The 17371-nt window shown below is 52.6% G+C and carries 15 protein-coding genes; 12 read left to right on the forward strand and 3 right to left on the reverse strand.

Annotated features, from left to right (window positions below; all coding sequences use genetic code 11):
- Nucleotides 1–278: 278 nt before the first annotated feature.
- From V8L71_RS18045 to V8L71_RS18080, 8 genes are all read left to right on the forward strand, one after another.
- Nucleotides 279–644 (forward strand): GtrA family protein, encoded by a 366-nt coding sequence (locus V8L71_RS18045; RefSeq protein ID WP_336275009.1) that lies wholly within the window; start codon nt 279–281, stop codon nt 642–644.
- Nucleotides 641–1600, forward strand: coding sequence for a glycosyltransferase family 2 protein (locus V8L71_RS18050; protein WP_336275010.1), 960 nt, complete (start codon nt 641–643; stop codon nt 1598–1600). The genes V8L71_RS18045 and V8L71_RS18050 overlap by 4 nt, the downstream gene beginning before the upstream one ends.
- Nucleotides 1601–1671: 71 nt before the next feature.
- A complete protein-coding gene (locus V8L71_RS18055) occupies nt 1672–3189 on the forward strand; it encodes a hypothetical protein (RefSeq protein ID WP_336275011.1) in 1518 nt (505 codons plus the stop codon).
- Nucleotides 3190–3274: 85 nt separating this feature from the next.
- The gene (rfbB, locus tag V8L71_RS18060; protein WP_336275012.1) at nt 3275–4333 is read left to right on the forward strand and encodes a dTDP-glucose 4,6-dehydratase; all 1059 of its coding nucleotides are present in this window, start codon (nt 3275–3277) and stop codon (nt 4331–4333) included.
- A 90-nt stretch (nt 4334–4423) separates the two neighbouring features.
- A complete protein-coding gene (rfbD, locus tag V8L71_RS18065) occupies nt 4424–5326 on the forward strand; it encodes a dTDP-4-dehydrorhamnose reductase (RefSeq protein WP_336275013.1) in 903 nt (300 codons plus the stop codon).
- Between the two features lie 28 nt (nt 5327–5354).
- Complete coding sequence (rfbA, locus tag V8L71_RS18070) at nt 5355–6239, forward strand: glucose-1-phosphate thymidylyltransferase RfbA (RefSeq protein ID WP_336275014.1); 885 nt, start codon at nt 5355–5357, stop codon at nt 6237–6239.
- The gene (gene rfbC, locus V8L71_RS18075; RefSeq protein ID WP_336275015.1) at nt 6239–6790 is read left to right on the forward strand and encodes a dTDP-4-dehydrorhamnose 3,5-epimerase; all 552 of its coding nucleotides are present in this window, start codon (nt 6239–6241) and stop codon (nt 6788–6790) included. The genes rfbA and rfbC overlap by 1 nt, the downstream gene beginning before the upstream one ends.
- 175 nt (nt 6791–6965) lie before the next feature.
- On the forward strand, nt 6966–8408 hold the full coding sequence (locus V8L71_RS18080) for an MBL fold metallo-hydrolase (RefSeq protein WP_336275016.1): 1443 nt from the start codon (nt 6966–6968) through the stop codon (nt 8406–8408).
- A gap of 136 nt (nt 8409–8544) precedes the next feature.
- Here the strand turns inward: V8L71_RS18080 and V8L71_RS18085 are convergent, their stop codons facing one another.
- Together V8L71_RS18085 and V8L71_RS18090 are read right to left on the reverse strand one after the other, a co-directional pair.
- The gene (locus V8L71_RS18085; protein WP_336275017.1) at nt 8545–9126 is read right to left on the reverse strand and encodes a FlgO family outer membrane protein; all 582 of its coding nucleotides are present in this window, start codon (nt 9124–9126) and stop codon (nt 8545–8547) included.
- Nucleotides 9127–9130: 4 nt separating this feature from the next.
- Entirely contained in the window at nt 9131–9796 is a 666-nt protein-coding gene (locus V8L71_RS18090; protein WP_431313194.1) for a hypothetical protein, read from the reverse strand.
- Nucleotides 9797–10349: 553 nt separating this feature from the next.
- Here V8L71_RS18090 and iscB point away from each other — a divergent pair.
- The 4 genes from iscB to V8L71_RS18110 all read left to right on the forward strand — a co-directional run bounded on the left by iscB (nt 10350) and on the right by V8L71_RS18110 (nt 15515).
- Nucleotides 10350–11723 (forward strand): RNA-guided endonuclease IscB, encoded by a 1374-nt coding sequence (gene iscB / locus V8L71_RS18095; protein ID WP_336275019.1) that lies wholly within the window; start codon nt 10350–10352, stop codon nt 11721–11723.
- Nucleotides 11724–11811: 88 nt separating this feature from the next.
- Nucleotides 11812–12816: an OmpA family protein gene (locus V8L71_RS18100; RefSeq protein WP_336275020.1), complete on the forward strand. Its 1005-nt coding sequence runs from the start codon at nt 11812–11814 to the stop codon at nt 12814–12816.
- 486 nt (nt 12817–13302) lie between these two features.
- On the forward strand, nt 13303–14244 hold the full coding sequence (locus V8L71_RS18105; protein WP_336275021.1) for an HAD-IIB family hydrolase: 942 nt from the start codon (nt 13303–13305) through the stop codon (nt 14242–14244).
- Between the two features lie 50 nt (nt 14245–14294).
- Nucleotides 14295–15515, forward strand: a complete 1221-nt coding sequence (locus V8L71_RS18110) for a glycosyltransferase family protein (RefSeq protein ID WP_336275022.1) — start codon at nt 14295–14297, stop codon at nt 15513–15515.
- Nucleotides 15516–15595: 80 nt separating this feature from the next.
- Here the strand turns inward: V8L71_RS18110 and V8L71_RS18115 are convergent, their stop codons facing one another.
- A complete protein-coding gene (locus V8L71_RS18115; protein ID WP_336275023.1) occupies nt 15596–17212 on the reverse strand; it encodes a methyl-accepting chemotaxis protein in 1617 nt (538 codons plus the stop codon).
- Nucleotides 17213–17371: the final 159 nt, after the last annotated feature.

The raw sequence follows: 17371 nt of genomic DNA on the forward strand, positions 1-17371 counted from the left end.
CGGAGGTCAGCGTCTGTTGTTCAGGTTCAGTGAGAGGGGCAACGAAGCGTTTTTCCATGGTTCTGTCCGTGTCAGAAATCCTGGCATGGATATTACACGAAAACTTTAGATCAGGTACTTAAAGAGCTACTCATATTTTTATAGTCGACCGGTCTATATCGCGCTGTCCTCGGCTTTAGGGTAGAGTTGCAGCCCATTGATCGCTAACCCATGTGATAATCGCCGAATGCACGATTGGAGGCGCTTCTGTTTTTTTATTGGTCTTGTGTGGTAACTACATGCTGATGCAGCGTTTTTCCCGTTATTTAAGTGTTGGTGTTGTTAATACCCTACTACATTGGATAGTTTTCCTAATGCTGAACTTTGGTTTTGGCATAGCTCAGTCCTGGAGTAATTTGCTGGCTTTCGCCGTGGCGGTCACATTTTCATTTTTCGCGAATGCCCGGTTTACCTTTCAAGCCAAAGCCACGCCGCTTAGGTACCTTTTGTTTACCGGCGCAATGGGTGGGCTTAGTTTTTTGGTTGGGCTTGTGTCTGATGCATTAGCATTAGCACCTTTAGTAACGTTAGTGGTTTTTTCTGGTTTAAGCTTAGTCCTGGGTTTTGCTTATTCCCATTGGTTTGTGTTTAAGGAGCGTACATGAAACTGTCTTTAGTAGTGCCAGTATTTAACGAGGAGGAAATGTTGGCACTCTTCTACCGTGCTGTACGTGAAAGCGAAGCACTTGCTTCGTATGAGATTGAAATCGTATTAGTAAACGATGGTAGTACTGATTCAACAATTGAAATTGCCCAGCAATTAGTTGCAAACGACCCACAGGTAGTGCTGGTCGACTTTGCACGCAATTTTGGCAAGGAGCCTGCCCTGTTTGCAGGCCTTTCCTATGCTACTGGCGATGCGGTAATTCCTATTGATGTTGATTTACAAGATCCTATAGAGGTTATTCCTAAACTGGTAGAGCGTTGGCAGTTGGGCGCCGATGTGGTGCTGGCAAAGCGAGTTGACCGTCACCAGGATGGCTTTTTAAAGCGCTTGAGCGCTGAGTGGTTTTATCGTTTTCATAACAGCATTAGCGACCCGAAAATTGAAGCAAATGTTGGCGATTTTCGACTAATGTCACGCGCTGTGGTAAATGCAATACTACAGATGCCAGAGCGTAATCTGTTCATGAAAGGAGTGCTTTCGTGGGTAGGTTACAAAACCGATATTGTCAGCTATAAACGCGCCGCACGCGCTGCTGGTACAACCAAGTTTAATGGCTGGAAGCTTTGGAATTTGGCGGTTGAGGGCATTACGTCATTTAGTACCGTGCCCTTAAGGATATGGACTTATCTGGGCCTGGGCGTTGCCTTATTTTCTTTCTTGTACGCGGCGTGGCTAGTGTTCGGAAAGCTCATGTGGGGTAATCCTGTGCCGGGTTATCCATCATTAATGACCGCCATTCTTTTTCTAGGGGGCGTACAACTAATTGGAATAGGAGTGTTGGGCGAGTATATAGGTCGTATTTATATAGAAGTAAAACAACGGCCTCGGTATGTGGTGAAACAGGCTCTAGGTAAACCGCTAAATATTAATAATGAGGCTGCAACAAAATTATAGTGTTTGTTGATTGTTTTAGGAGCGACGTTTGCTTGTTTCTGTTGGGAGTAAAGGAACGAATGGAGAGTGAAGTGAAGAAGAGCCGAGAGCACTGGGCCGAGTCTTCTGCGAGTAATCGCTGGGAGAAGGTGTTTGGAATTCTACTGCTGGGCGGCTTTGTTTTGTTCATGCTTGCTCAGCATGCGGTGGTATTTCCCTATCACGATGATTGGGGGTATGCCACGCTGACGTATACGACTGAAGTGGGCGCTGGCGTTGGTCGCCACTTTACTCAGTTCGATTTGTTCCGGTTTTTATACAGTGAATATTGGAATTGGTCAGGACGCTTTTTCCCCTTTTACTTGCAAATTAATTTATATGCTTGGGGGCTCGAAGCGGTTCGTGTCGCTCAGGTATTGGTATTAGCTATCATCGTTGTCAGTGCGGCTGGCGCTGCTCGAGCCCAGAGGCCATGGCATCCGATATTATTAGTGCCGATCGTCTATTTTTTGTCGTTACCGGAATTTGTAACGACTAGCGGACTTTATTGGTTTTCTGCCTCAATCGCTTATGTATGGGGTTTGGCACTGTTTGGTTTGGCAACGTGGCGTGTGGCGTATTATGGAAAGATGGATTGGGCTTCCACGCTACTTTATGCGCTAGCGGCCTTGTTTCATGAGCAAATGGCCGTTGCCATGCCCGCCTTCGTTTTAACCTATGGTGTGCTGCAGTTTTTAGCACAACGCAGTTGGTTAGGGGTTAGGGCTTGGCTTTGTCGCTTATTGATCACTATTGGTGCTGGGGCGCTGGTTATTTTTGCCCCAGGTAATTTTGTGCGCCGTGCTGTATCCCATTATCCCCATGAGGGCGTAATAGAAACCGCTTTAGTGAATATCCAGGTGATGAACCAGCTGGTATTACACGAAGAAGGCCGTTTAGCCTTAGCAATTTGGCTGGCTGCTAGCATCGTCTATATAACCATGCTTTTAAGGCGGTTAGAGCAACCCAACTATGTTGCCGCGGGGCTTGGCATAGCCATGGTAGTCTTAGCGATTTTAGCATGGCAGGGGATAGCGTTATTTTTTCCCGCGCTATTGCTGCTATTTTCCGCAGTGTTGATTCTGAGCGTTTGGCTACGGTGCGTTCCTGTGGTTATCGCTGCTGCGTTTTTTGCGGCGGTAGCTTCGCTGGTGCTGTTGCTGTTAGCACCTGTGGTTGCGTCGCGTGCATTGCTCACCTTTTACTGTTTGATGTTGGTGCCTTTTACCTATGCTGGCGTCGTTGTGTTTCGTTTTAGTCCGATACTTATGGTGTTGGTGGTAGTAGCTTTAGCTGTTCCTGCTACTAACAAAGCTGGTGCTGTTTATGAGGGGTATGCTCAAAACGCGCCAACCCACCAACTTAATGGCGCTAAGTTATTGGCTGCGGGCATGGAGTCTGGGGTGGGTAATATACCCGAGCAACTTATTTTGTACCGGTTACCGAATGACCGCTTTGCGGAAACTATGCCTTACCAGCGTGAATTGGTCGAAACATGGATGCGGCGCTATTACCAAGTACCAGAAAGTGTAAACATTGAGTGGCAAGCGCCTCTGGAGTTGCGACAATAGCCTGATAGTGACTCAAGGAATTGCACGACGTATTGCATACGCGTGTGCTTTGACTGAATTAAATACTTGAATGCGGTGGTTTGAAATGAACATTTTGGTGACTGGTGGTGCTGGTTTTATCGGTTCAGCGGTAATACGTTATTTGATTGAGCATACCGAGCACTCAGTGGTGAATGTGGATGCGCTCACCTATGCCGGTAATTTGGAGTCGCTTGCAACGGTTGAAGGCAGCGAGCGCTATGCATTCGAGCAGGCGGATATTGGCGATGCTTCCCGCGTGGCGGCTATTTTTCATCGCTACCAACCGGATGCGGTGATGCACCTGGCGGCGGAATCTCACGTTGACCGTTCGATTGATGGCCCGGCGGCGTTTATCCACACCAATATTGTGGGGACTTATTCACTGTTGGAAGTTGCCCGCCATTATTGGAAAGAGTTACAAACGAGTGCGCCGGAAAAAGCCGCCGCTTTCCGCTTTCACCATATCTCAACGGATGAGGTCTATGGCGATTTGGAAGGGCCGGAAGACTTGTTTACCGAAGAAACCCCGTATGCCCCTAGCTCGCCTTACTCGGCCAGCAAGGCAAGTTCTGATCATTTGGTGCGTGCGTGGCTGCGCACCTTTGGCCTGCCGGTGTTGGTTACCAACTGCTCCAATAACTATGGGCCTTATCACTTCCCTGAAAAACTGATTCCGTTGATGATTTTAAACGCCCTGGCGGGTAAGCCGTTGCCGGTGTATGGCAATGGCCAGCAGGTGCGCGATTGGTTGTATGTGGAAGACCATGCCCGTGCATTGGTGAAAGTGGTGACCGAAGGTGTAGTAGGGGAGACCTATAACATTGGCGGCCACAATGAAAAAGCCAACCTTGAAGTGGTCGAAACACTGTGTGACCTGCTTCAGGAGCTGGTGCCCGCCGAGCGTTCTTACCGTGATTTGATTACCTTCGTGCAAGACCGCCCAGGCCATGACCTGCGCTATGCCATTGACGCCAGCAAGATCGAGCGTGAGCTGGGCTGGAAGCCGGAAGAGACCTTTGAAACCGGATTGCGGAAAACGGTGCAGTGGTATCTTGATAACCGGCAGTGGTGGCAGCGTGTGCAGGATGGCAGCTACCAGGGTGAACGTTTGGGTAGTTTGTAGTTCTATTACTGTCATCGCGGAACGCAGTAACGCGGCAATCTCAATCAGCAGTAGCCAGATTTTAATTGTATGTCTTAAAAGGAATGGGTAATGAAAGTACTTATTACCGGCGGTAGTGGCCAGGTGGGTTTTGAGCTGCGCCGCCAGCTAGCCACGGTAGGTAGCATTCTGGCGCCCAATAGAGAAGCGCTGGATCTCTCTGATGCGAGCGCGGTAAGTGCTTACTTAGCCCAACACCAGCCGGACATGATAGTGAACGCAGCGGCATATACGGCGGTGGACAATGCTGAAACCGACCTGGCATTGGCCACGCGGTTAAATGCGGAACTCCCTGCGCAGCTGGCGGAATACTGCCAGCAGCGTTCCTGCTGGCTGGTGCATTACTCTTCGGATTATGTTTACAACGGCGAAGGCAGCGCCCCTTGGCAGGAAGATGACGCCACAGGACCGTGTAATGCGTATGGCGCCACGAAGCTGGCAGGCGATGAAGCGGTGGCTAACAGTGGCTGCCAGCATCTGATTTTTCGTACCAGTTGGGTGTATAGCGCTTTCGGTAAGAGCTTTTTATCCACCATGCTGCGGTTAGGTGCTGAGCGCAGCGCATTAAGCATTGTCAGTGATCAAATTGGTGCGCCAACCCCTGCGCGCCTGATTGCGCTAATTACCCAGCAGGCGTTAACTGTCTTATACAATGCGCAAGCTGCCCACCGTATTGAAAGTGGCGTGTATCATTTGGCCCCCAGAGGTGAGGTCAGTTGGCAAGGGTTTGCCTGTGAGATTTTTCAGCTGGCCAGTAATAGTGGGTTGCCGTTATCGATTACCCCCGAAAATGTAGCCGCCATCCCCACCAGTGATTACCCAACGCCCGCTGCCCGCCCACTGAATTCCCGGTTGGCAGTTGCTAAAATTGAGCGCGCGTTGGGAATCGAAATGCCCAGTTGGCAGAGCCAGTTGGCGCTAACCGTGGAAGAAATAGCAAGCTCGCGTAAGTAATACGGGCAATGAGCAAGGAGCAACAACAATGCAACGTAAAGGCATTATTTTAGCGGGAGGAAGTGGCACACGCCTGCACCCGATTACGCGCGGTGTTTCAAAACAGCTGCTGCCTATTTACGACAAGCCGATGATCTATTATCCGATTTCGGTGCTAATGCTGGCGGGTATTCGGGAAATTTTGATTATCTCCACCCCGGAAGACTTGCCTCAGTACGAAAATTTATTGGGCAATGGCGATTCGTTCGGCGTGCGCTTTGAATATGCTGTTCAGCCCACCCCTGACGGATTGGCCCAAGCGTTTATCATTGGGGAGGAGTTCATTGGTGATGCGCCGGTGTGCTTGGTGCTGGGTGATAATATTTTCCATGGTCAGCACTTTTCTGATCAGTTAAAGCGGGCTTCAGACCAGGCAAGCGGTGCTTCGGTGTTTGGCTATTTGGTCAAAGACCCTGAGCGTTTTGGCGTGGTGGAGTTTGATGCTAACGGCAAGGCCGTTTCCATCGAAGAAAAACCTGCTAAGCCGAAATCACCTTATGCGGTCACCGGTCTCTATTTTTACGATAACGATGTAGTTGAAATTGCCCGCCAGGTGAAGCCTTCTGAGCGTGGTGAGCTTGAAATTACCAGCATCAATAACGCTTATCTAGAACGCGGTGACTTGCATGTTGAGCGCCTGGGCCGTGGCTTTGCCTGGTTGGATACGGGTACGCATGACAGCTTGCTGGAAGCCAGCCAGTACGTGCAAACCATAGAGCACCGCCAAGGGTTGAAGGTAGCTTGTCTGGAAGAGATCGCTTGGCAGCAAGGGTGGCTAAGCGATGAAGAACTGCGCGAGAGCGCCACGGCCCTCGCTAAAACCGGCTACGGCCAATACTTGTTACACCGTTTGGATGCCAAAGGAGGCCACTAATGCTTGTTGAAAAAACCTCCCTGCCTGAGGTGGTAATTTTAACGCCTAAGGTATTTGGCGATGAGCGCGGTTTCTTCATGGAAAGCTTTAACCAACAGGCGTTTGAAGAGGCCACCGGCTGCAAGCGTGATTTCGTGCAGGATAACCACTCCCGTTCGCGCCAGGGTGTTTTGCGTGGCATTCACTACCAGCTAGAACAGCCTCAGGGCAAACTGGTTCGGGTTGTACAGGGTAGCGTGTGGGATGTGGCGGTAGATTTACGCCGCGAATCACCACACTTCGGCCAGTGGGTGGGAGTAGAGCTCTCAGCCGAAAACAGTCGCCAACTTTGGGTGCCGGAAGGGTTTGGTCACGCCTTTGTGGTGCTTTCTGAAACGGCTGACTTTTTGTACAAAACCACCGATTATTACCATCCTGCCTCAGAGCGTTGCATTCGTTTTGATGACTCTGAACTAGCCATTGAGTGGCCTGAACTGCCGGTAGAATTCGCACTTTCCGAGAAAGACCAAGCAGGCAGTACATTGTCTTCTGCGGATGTATATACGCGTTAATGTAAAACGTTAGCGTGTAGTGCTTAGATAACGCCCGCCATTACTTACCCAGTAGAGGCGGGCTTTTTGCTAATTAAACATTGCCTTTCATGCTTTTTTATAGCATCGTCGATCTATCATTAGTTTTTTTTAATGAAGCTAATGACTTCTAATGGCGCTGCTTGGAGAGCTGACGATGGCGATATCCCCTAAGACGACTTCTCTATCAACTATCATTCACCGTGGCGGCGCTAGCGGCGCTAGCGGCGTTACCGGTAGTTGCCATCAGCTTATCGCTAATAGTGAGTCTTCACTATTAATCGATTGCGGCTTGTTTCAAGGCGAAGATGCGCAGCAGGATAGCTTCGATCAGCTCTCTATTGATTTTGATATTTCGACGGTCAAAGCGCTAATCGTTACGCATGTTCACATTGACCATATTGGGCGGTTGCCTTACTTGTTGGCCGCTGGTTTTTCAGGCCCTATTTTGTGCTCAAAGCCTTCGGCGAAGCTATTACCGTTGGTCATTGAAGATGCCCTGAAAATTGGCTTTACCCGTGACGCGCGTTTAATTTCCCAGTTTCTAGAGCGGGTAGAGCAACAGTTGGTGCCGTTGGATTATGCTAAATGGCACACCGTGGAGGCTTCGCCCTCTATTAACATGAAGATAAAGCTGCAGCGTGCGGGGCATATCCTGGGCTCTAGCTATGTAGAGGTCGCGTTACGGGAACCGCATTCAAAGCGGCGCGAGCGTGTAGTGTTCTCCGGCGACCTGGGGGCGGCAAACGCGCCTTTACTGCCTGCGCCTAAATCGCCGCCTAAAGCTGATGTATTGGTACTGGAATCTACTTACGGTGACCGGCTGCATGAGGGGCGCAGTGAGCGGGCGGCACTGCTAAAGCGGGCGATAGAAAAGGCGTTGGATAATAAAGGCACGGTGATTATTCCCGCCTTTAGCATTGGCCGAACCCAGGAGCTGCTTTACGAGTTGGAGGATATTATTCACCGGGCGGGCAATGATGCGCTTTGGCAGTCACTGGAGATTATCGTCGATTCGCCGTTGGCTTCGCGTTTTACTCGGGTGTATCGGGAGTTAAAACCGTTTTGGGACGACGAAGCTCAGAAGCGTGTGAAAGCGGGGCGGCATCCGTTAAATTTTGATGCGCTGTATACCGTGGACAGCCATGAAACCCATGAGCAAACGGTACGCTATTTAGCCGAAAGCGGCAGGCCTGCCGTGGTGATTGCTGCCAGCGGTATGTGCACCGGTGGCCGGGTCGTTAATTATTTAAAAGCCATGCTGGGTGACCCGCGCCACCAGGTGTTGTTTGTGGGTTACCAAGGAGCGGGAACACCGGGGCGCGATATACAGCGCTTCGGGGCCCAGGGTGGCTGGGCAATGTTGGATGGTGAGCGTTACGATATCCGCGCGGGTGTCACCACCATTAGCGGTTACTCCGCGCATGCCGATCAACGGGATTTACTCAACTTTATCAAGCGAATGCGCCATTGGCCCCGGGAAGTGAAGCTGGTGCATGGTGATGCAAGTGCCAAGCGAGTACTGAAAGCGGAGATAGAAGCTTTGGCCCACAAAGCCGGGCGATCCATCAGCGTTGTTTTGCCTTCGGGGCATGAGTGATTTTCAGGGCGGGATCCTTGCTGATCGCGCAATAAATTGGGCTCCTACAACACCCGGTGTCTGCTTACCGGCGATGTGTATTTGGTAAACCGGAAGGTACTCCTCAAAATGGAAGCATGGTTAGGCATCTAAGTCCTCACCAGCCCCCCTGGCCTTCTAGCAAGCTGCGGGTGTTGTTATTTAACGGTAGGCGAAAATCGGCGCTGCCGAGCACCATGGCGTCGCCTGCTCTTACTACACGCGCACTTACGTAGACATAGTCCTGGCCTTGCGCGTAGGTGCCCATCAGGATAGAGCGGGCGTTGTGCTGGGCACTTAGGCGCTGTACTTGCCGGGAAAGAATCAACTCTCCCACGCTTTCTTCAATAAACATACTGTCGCGCATTTTGACTTCGCGGACTTCCATACCCTGGCGCGAGAGTGCTGATGCCATGATTTCAGAGCTAATCCGCCCAAGCGTGGATGATTGGCTCAAATTGTCGATGCTGACAAAGGTAGCGGCAATCATGGGGCTGTAGCGCGTCAGTTCCGGGTTGCTGGCGATCATCTGTTCGGCAGCGGCGTGCACCAATTCAGAAAGGTCGGGTTCCGGTTCGGCAGGGGGGTTGTTAGCATTACCCAACGTGCCGCAGCCAGCCAGCAATAGTAGTGCCATGCTCATGACCGCAATACGGGTGAAAGAGTGCGCGCGCCGTGTAGTAAAGAGTGTGTTCAGCATGAAATTACCACGTATCAGTAAGAGGAACGGAGGGTGTGGTAGGCGCCTGGGGCACACGATGTGGGGCATATTGACGACGATCGCCCGCATTAATGTAGTAAATATTGGACGACGAGTAGACAATTCGTTCGCCATCGACAATCTGGGTGGTCACAATGATCTCTTCGTTACCGGTATAGGTCCAACTGCCGCTGGTGGTATCGGCGAGCATACCCGCAGGGATTAACGCCAGCGCTGGCTCGCTCCACTGATTAAAGGGAATGGTGGCCACGGCGATACCAGCAGTTAGCGCAGTAAAAGCGCCTACAGGCGGGCGTACAAAATCGCGATCCCTATGTTCGACCACTTCGACATCAATGGAGATATTGGCGCTGTTGGCGGTGGGCACGGTAGTGAGGTTGGCGCCGCGTGAAACCAGTTCACTGGTAAGCAGCGTGCGAAAGCCACGCCCAAATTCGCCGCCGCTGTAGGCGTGTAAGTCACCCGTGTCGGCTTCTGTGATATGTAAATCGCGATTGCGACCGCGCTCACGTTGCAAAATGCTGGTAGCTTCGTGACGGGCGAGTACGTCCCAGTGATGGGCGGCCTGCATGCGCTGCTGCTCGGTATAGGGGTAAGTTGTAGCAATGGGCGCTTGTGATGTATTGGCGTAGAAGCAGCCGCTGAGCATTAGGCTTGCCAGCCCCACGCTAACTGGACGTGTGAAATAGGGTAAACGACATAATAGGGGACGGGTGCGCACCTGCGGGTTCCTTTTTGCTACAAAACGGCTTTTGATAGACTGTTCGCTATGCTTAGTTTGCCATGCCTAATTCGACGTACCTAGCGCTAAGTGCCTAGTCCTAAGTGCTAGGTTCACAGTACTGGGTTCAAAATACATGATTAGATCTAAATAGCTAAATCGGCCAAGAGGTTCAAAACTTGAGTCAACTACCCCCGCCTGAAGGCGGGAGCTTGTGACAACACGCTGGGTTGACCAGGGAGAGCGGTAGCCAACCCGCTACGTTGATAACAGGTCGCCAAAACTCACCGGCAAGTGCTTCCTCAGCTTGCCGCTCTGAAAGGTCAGGATCATGCGGGCGCAAGGTAAAACGCCGAAGGTCTTGATCGCTGTTGGCAGCGCTATCGTCAGCAGGAGCCGGTTATCGACATTCCCGAGGGGAGACGGGGCGCACGCCTCGCGACACAAGACCCGTAAGGGTATTTACACAGGAGAAAATCGCATGGCGGTTTTCGTAATAGACAAACAGAAGCAACCGTTGATGCCGTGCAGCGAAAAGCGCGCCCGCTTGCTGCTAGGGCGCGGTCGTGCCGTGGTGCATAAGCGTTACCCGTTTACCATTCGACTGAAAGATCGGGTGGGCGGAGACATGCAGCCGCTACGCCTGGGCATTGACCCTGGCAGCAAGACCACTGGGTTGGCGCTGATGCGCGAAACCGACACTGAACAGCGTCATGTGCTGTGCCTGTTTGGGCTGGTGCATCGTGGGTACCAGATAAAGAAATCGCTGGAGCAGCGCGCCGCCTTTCGGCGTCGTCGCCGGTCGAAGAATCTGCGCTACCGCGCCCCGCTCTTTAACAATCGCACCAAGCCCAAAGGTTGGCTGGCACCGTCGCTGCAGCATCGCGTTGACACCGTGATGGCCTGGGTAAATCGGCTCAGTCGCTTGGCACCGATCACCGGCATCTGCCAAGAGTTAGTGCGCTTTGACACGCAACAGTTGGAAAACCCAGAGATTAGCGGCGTCGAGTATCAGCAAGGCACGCTGTTGGGCTACGAGGTGCGCGAATATTTACTGGAAAAGTGGGGGCGCGAATGTGCGTATTGTGGCGACACAGACACACCACTTGAAGTCGAGCATGTGGTGCCGCGTTCACGCAGCGGTTCGAATCGTGTCAGCAACTTAACGCTGAGCTGCTTCCACCCCTGTAATCAGGCCAAGAACAGCCAGGCATTGGCTGACTTCTTTGCCCACGACAAGGGACTGCATCGCCGCTTGAAAGCCAATGGCCACACCGCTGCCATTCGACTAGAGCGGGTACAGCGCCAGCTCAAGCAGTCATTAAGAGATGCCAGCGCCGTCAACGCGACCCGTTGGGCGCTGTTCTCCGCGCTCAAGACCACTGATTTGCCGGTCGCCGTCAGCAGCGGCGGCCGCACCAAATACAACCGCCAGCGACTGGGCATCCCTAAAACCCACGGCCTGGATGCTGCCTGTGTCGGTGCATTTGACACGCTTCACGCTTGGCAGGTGCCTACCTTAACCATCAAGGCGATGGGGCGTGGCAGCTATCAACGCACGCGCCTGAACAAGTACGGCTTCCCACGCGGCTTTTTGATGCGTCAGAAGCAAGTAAGAGGCTTTCAGACCGGCGACATGGTGCGTGCGCTGGTGCCCACCGGCAAGAAAGCCGGAATGCATACGGGGCGTGTCGCGGTGCGTAAAACCGGCAGCTTCAATATCCAAACAGAACACGGTGCGGTGCAAGGGGTTTCGCACAACTACTGCACCGTGATCCAGCGCGGTGATGGCTACGGCTATCACCACACCCCCTCTATCAACCTAACAGGAGGAGCGGGACAGGCGGTGGCGTGATCCAAGTCGCCCTGCGGGCGACGCGCTCTCCCTCCTCGCACTAAAAGTACGAGGTATCCCGCGTAAAATCTGATGAGCGATAATACCAATGCTTGAAGATCACCGCGGCGGACCGCGCCATGATTCGCTGATGTCGGCTTATCATGAAAGTGATAGCAATAGCGGTTGGATGATTAGCTATCTGGATATCATGACGTTGCTGGTGGCTCTCTTCGTCGTCATTATCGCCGCAACAGGGGCGAACCATTCTGAGTGGTTGGCAGGCGATACAGCAATTGACGCTAGTCAATCGTCATCACCTTCGCTGGATATCCCTTTGCCTGAGTCGTTAGCTAACGCCATGCCTGACCGCGTTGGTAGTGCCGCCTGGAGTGGTGCAGGGCTGAGCCCGATGGCGGTGAGTGCGTCGCTGGGGGTGGCTGGCTTGCCTAAGCTGTCTCGGTTACCCCGGCGGCGCGTTAGCGTTGGTGTGCCACCTCTCTTGGCAGCACCGACGCCCGTTGAACCGGCCATTACCCTCCCTAAACTGCTAATGCCTGCGGGCAGTGATGATTTTTCATCGCCTCTGGCGGATTACATGGTGGTGTTAACTGACCGGCCCCCGGTAAATGTGCAGGTAGTCAGCGATGAGTCAGTGGCGGGTGCGCTTGCCCTGAACCAAGCGCTTTCCCAGCGCGTTGAGACGTCTACTTATCTGCCCGACCTGGAAGGTGTTGAAGTATCACGAGTGGCGGAAGGTATTAGCCTGCGGGTGCAGGATCAATTGCTGTTTCCTTCGGCGACAGCTGAGTTAACCAGCGACGGATCATCATTAGTCGGCAGTTTGCTGGAAACTATTCAGCGCTATGATGGTGAAGTGTGGGTGGAAGGCCATTCGGATAGTCAGACAATAAGCACCGATGAGTTCTCTTCCAACTGGGCGCTTTCAAGTGCGCGCGCCATCGCCATTGTTGAGGCGCTGGAAGCATCGGGCGTCGACGCCGAGCGCCTACGCGCCGTCGGCTTGGCAGCCACAAGGCCGCTGGAAAGCAACGCTAGCGCAGAAGGGCGGGCTCGCAACCGGCGGGTTGAGGTGGTTATTCATGTGGAATAGAAGCTAGCACTAAGATCGCCGTGCTTCGCTCAATGATGACATCTCTCTTTTACTGCATAAAAAAACCCGCCGGGGAAGGCGGGCATGAAAGGGCTTGGCTCACTGCAGTCCACTGGTATCAGGTGAGGGGTGTACAGGATCACCAGTGGGTACAGGTTGAGTATAGCTATTTATAAGGCGTTGCCAAGTGCTGTCTCAGTTTTTTATAGGTTCTGTCTCATTTTTTAATAGGTAACGGCGCGACAAGTGCACTAATGTGTTTCATGCGCTATTTTGGTGCATTCAAGCTGCTTCTTTTTGGTGCTTGGACGTGTGGTGCGCCATAAAATTCTAAAAATCCCCGCTAACCCTCTGCTAAAGCTACACTTCTCTGATTTGGCTTATAACTTGCTATCCTTTTCATAGCCAATTACTCGTTGGTCATCGCCATAGGGCATCGCAGGCTATTGCCTTAACGATGTGCTAAGACCGAATAGAGGTAGTGCCATGCCGGAATCCAATCAGTTTTCAGCGCCGCTTTCTCCGTCGCCTTCTCCGACACCATCGCCGGTAGACCCCGCGTTTCAGCCGCGTCTAGTGGTGACCGATTTAGATGGCTCGCTGCTGGATCACCATAGTTATGATTTCAGCCCCGCCGCGCCTTGGCTTGCTCGTTTAAAACAGATGGGGGTGCCGGTGATTCCTGTCACCAGTAAAACCCGTGCCGAGCTGATTCAGCTGCGCGAAGCGTTGGGCCTGACGGGAACGCCTTTTATCGCAGAAAACGGGGCGGTGATCGGTCTGCCGCCAGGTTGGTGCCATGCCCGTTTAGACCGCCCTGGTGGTGGCCGCGATGGCGTGGTGATTAAACACCCTGGGGTGGATATTGGCTTTATTCGTGCGCGCTTAAAGGTGTGGCGCGAGCGTTTGAATATTCAATTTACCCGGATGGGTGAACTGACTGTGCAAGAAGTCATGGGGCTTACCGGCTTGGATGAGTCCCGCGCCCGTGATGCGCGGCAGCGAGAAGGAAGCGAGCCGCTATTATGGAAAGACAGTGACTCAGCATTAGAAGCATTTCGTGCAGCTCTGGAAGGAGATGGCCTACAGCTAACGCAAGGCGGACGTTTCTGGCATGTCATGGGGCGCTCCGCGGATAAAGGCAGTGCAGTGGAGTGGCTGGTGAAACGCTTTACGGCATTAAGAGGCCGCACACCTCTTTCGCTAGGGCTGGGGGATGGACCGAACGATATCTCTATGCTTGAAGCTGTTGATCAAGCTGTTGTCATCCGCGGTTGCCACGATTTAGTCGTAGAGCCGCGTAACACGTCGCTATATCGCACGGAAGCAACAGGGCCGACCGGCTGGGCAGAGGGGGTTGCCCACTGGTGGGGGCGAGATGACCGCCGTTTAGCGACGGCGGAAAAAAATGATGCTGTTGTTGTTTGAGAATGGTTCGGTATTTGAGAACAGTTCCATGAATCCAGGGAGGCAAGCGTATGAGTGACTTTCATCAAAATGGGATTATTACCGATTTCCATAACCTGACTAAGCGTTCAGTCGAGGCACTTGAAGAGGAGCTATGCCAATTTTCCCGACGGCGGCCGATGGGTTTGATTCTACCGTCGCTTTTTTCCGAATTGGAAGGACCTGCGCTTTCAGCGATTGTTGATGAACTGGTTAAGGTCCCTTACCTCAGTGAAATCGTCATTGGCCTGGATCGCGCCGACCGCGAACAGTTTTTATACGCTCGCGAATTTTTCTCGCGCCTTCCGCAGCATACGCGCATTTTATGGAACGATGGCCCGCGCCTGAGAGCGCTCGATGCGGAACTGGAAGAGCATGGGCTAGGGGCGTTGGAGCCAGGCAAAGGGCGCAATGTGTGGTATTGCGCAGGTTATATGTTGTCGTCTGGGCGCTCTACAGTAGTTGGGCTGCACGATTGCGATATTCTGACCTACGAGCGTGGACTGTTGGCACGCTTGATGTACCCGGTCGCTCACCCCAATTTCAACTACAGTTTCTGCAAAGGCTATTACCCCCGTATTGCGGAAGGCAAGCTAAATGGCCGTGTCTCTCGGCTGCTAGTCACGCCGTTGCTGCGGGCGCTTAAAACCGTCTGTGGGCCGCTGCCCTATCTCGACTACTTGGATAGCTTCCGCTACCCGCTTTCGGGTGAGTTTGCGATGCGTAGCGAAGTGCTGGAAGGGATTCGTATTCCCGCTGATTGGGGGCTGGAGATCGGTGTGCTATCGGAGCTACAGCGTAACTACTCACTGCGCCAGCTCTGCCAAGTCGATATTGCCGATGCCTACGACCACAAGCACCAGCCGGTTAGCGAAGATGATCCCAACGGTGGTTTAAACCGGATGAGTTTGGATATCTCAAAAGCGCTGTATCGCAAATTAGCTACACAGGGCATTACCTTTAGCAGCGAAGACTTCCGCACGCTCAAGGCGACTTACTACCGCTTCGCGTTGGATTTGATCGAGGCCTACGACCACGATGCCACCATGAATGGCCTGAGCCTTGATCGCCATAGTGAGGAGCAGGCAGTCGAGCTATTCGCCAGCAATCTGCTCGAAGCCGGCAACCTATTCCTGGATAACCCTAGAGAACGACCTTTTATTCCCAGTTGGAACCGCGTGCAGGCGGCGGTACCGGATTTGCTTACCCGTATGCACGAGGCAGTCGAACTGGATAATCAAGGTAAGGTTTAACCGCACAAGCTGCGTCCAAACTGTGTAAAGAAATAAGGCCAGCTACCCACCGGTAGCTGGCCTTATTTTTAGACAGTGTATTAAAAATCACTGTTCTGATAGGCAGCCTGTGGGGCAGCTGAGGAGGCGGGTAAGCTTGCCTGCGTATGCTCTGTGGACTGATTAATGCGGAAGTTGGCGACCAACTGACGAAGCTGGTTGCTTAGCTGGGCCAGGGTTTGGGTGGCCTGAGTGCTCTCTTGCACCAGGCTGGCATTCTGCTGGGTCATTTGATCCATTTGCGTGACGGCTTGGTTGACCTGTTCAATACCGCTACTTTGTTCAATGGTGGCGGCTGAAATTTCCTGAACCAGTGTGCTGAGCTCCTTGATGTCATCGACCATGCTGTTAATCACATCACCGGTGTCGCGTACCTGGCGGCTACCTTCCACCACTTTGCTATCTGATGCTTCTATGAGCGCTTTAATCTCCTGGGCAGCAGAGGCCGAGCGGCTGGCAAGTTGGCGAACCTCGTTGGCCACCACCGCAAAGCCGCGCCCTTGTTCTCCAGCGCGTGCGGCTTCAACGGACGCGTTCAGGGCCAAGATATTGGTTTGGAAGGCAATGCCGTCAATGGTGTTGACGATGCTGCTCATTTGCTTGGCGCTTTCGTTAATGGTTGCCATCGTGCTCGTGACGGACGACATCGAGTCACTGCCGCGTTGAGCGCTGTCGGCCGCTCGGGTGGCCAGCGTACGAGCATGATCAGCGTGTTCAGCGTTTTGTTTAACGGTAGCAGTCAGCTGTTCCATACTGGAAGCGGTTTCGGCTAGTGATGCTGCCTGCTCTTCGGTACGTGTCGAAAGCTCTTCGTTAACGCCCACAATTTGCTCGACACCACGATTGACCTGATCGGCGCCGTGGTGAATGTCGCCGATGGTGACAGCTAGCGTTTCTCGCATACGGTTGATATCAAACAGCAGGCTCTGCTGATCCTTGGCTGAAAGCTGAGTGATTTGGGTTAGATCGCCGTCAGCAATATGTCGCACCACGCTAGCGGCGTAGCGAGGGTCACCGCCTAAACGCCGCGAAACGTCACGAATGACCCAGCCCATCAGCAGTGTTACCGGTAGGCCTATGATTAACAGTATCCCTATTGAACGAATCAAGTCGGCAATGAAGGCGGCGTTAATGTCATCGACATACACACCCGTGGCGAGTGACCACTCCCATTCGGGAAGGTGGGCGACATAACTGGTTTTTGGCAACTGCTCATCGCCACCGGCGCGAGTAGAGTAGTAGTTAACGTGGCCCCCGCCTGTTTGGGCAACACGCAATAACTCTGGGTAGAGCGCCATGCCGCTTGCATCTAGGTAGTCGGTCATATCCGTACCAGGAGTGCGGCTGGGGTGGGAAATAACCAGTAAGTCATTGTTGAAGGAGAAAATATATTCGCCTGCCCCGAAACTGACGCTGTTCATATTGTCGATGGCGCGCTGCTGCGCTTCTTCAAGGCTGAGTTCACCGGCGGCAACCCTTTCTTGCAGGGCTTCAATTTGTTTTTGGACGCTTTCGACCACGTACTGAATGCTGTCGCGGCGCTCGCTGACAATCGTTTGACGATTCTCCAGCGCTAGCCATCCCACCAAGAGCAGCATCGCTACCCAGATGATGCCCAGCGTTCCCCACAGTTTTTGTGTTGTTGTTAAACGAGTCATGTTTTTCCTTTTTTGTAATTGAGTAGTTCTGCCCCTATTTATTCCTATCGGCCTAAATAAGGCAAAGATTAATGAAATGTTTCATATCTGCTGCTGGGTGTATCACTTCTCTTTTGTGAATAGTAGCTGCTGAAATATTCAAAAATAGTCTAACGATAG

The organism is Vreelandella indica (assembly GCF_037070225.1).
Classification (GTDB): domain Bacteria; phylum Pseudomonadota; class Gammaproteobacteria; order Pseudomonadales; family Halomonadaceae; genus Vreelandella; species Vreelandella arctica.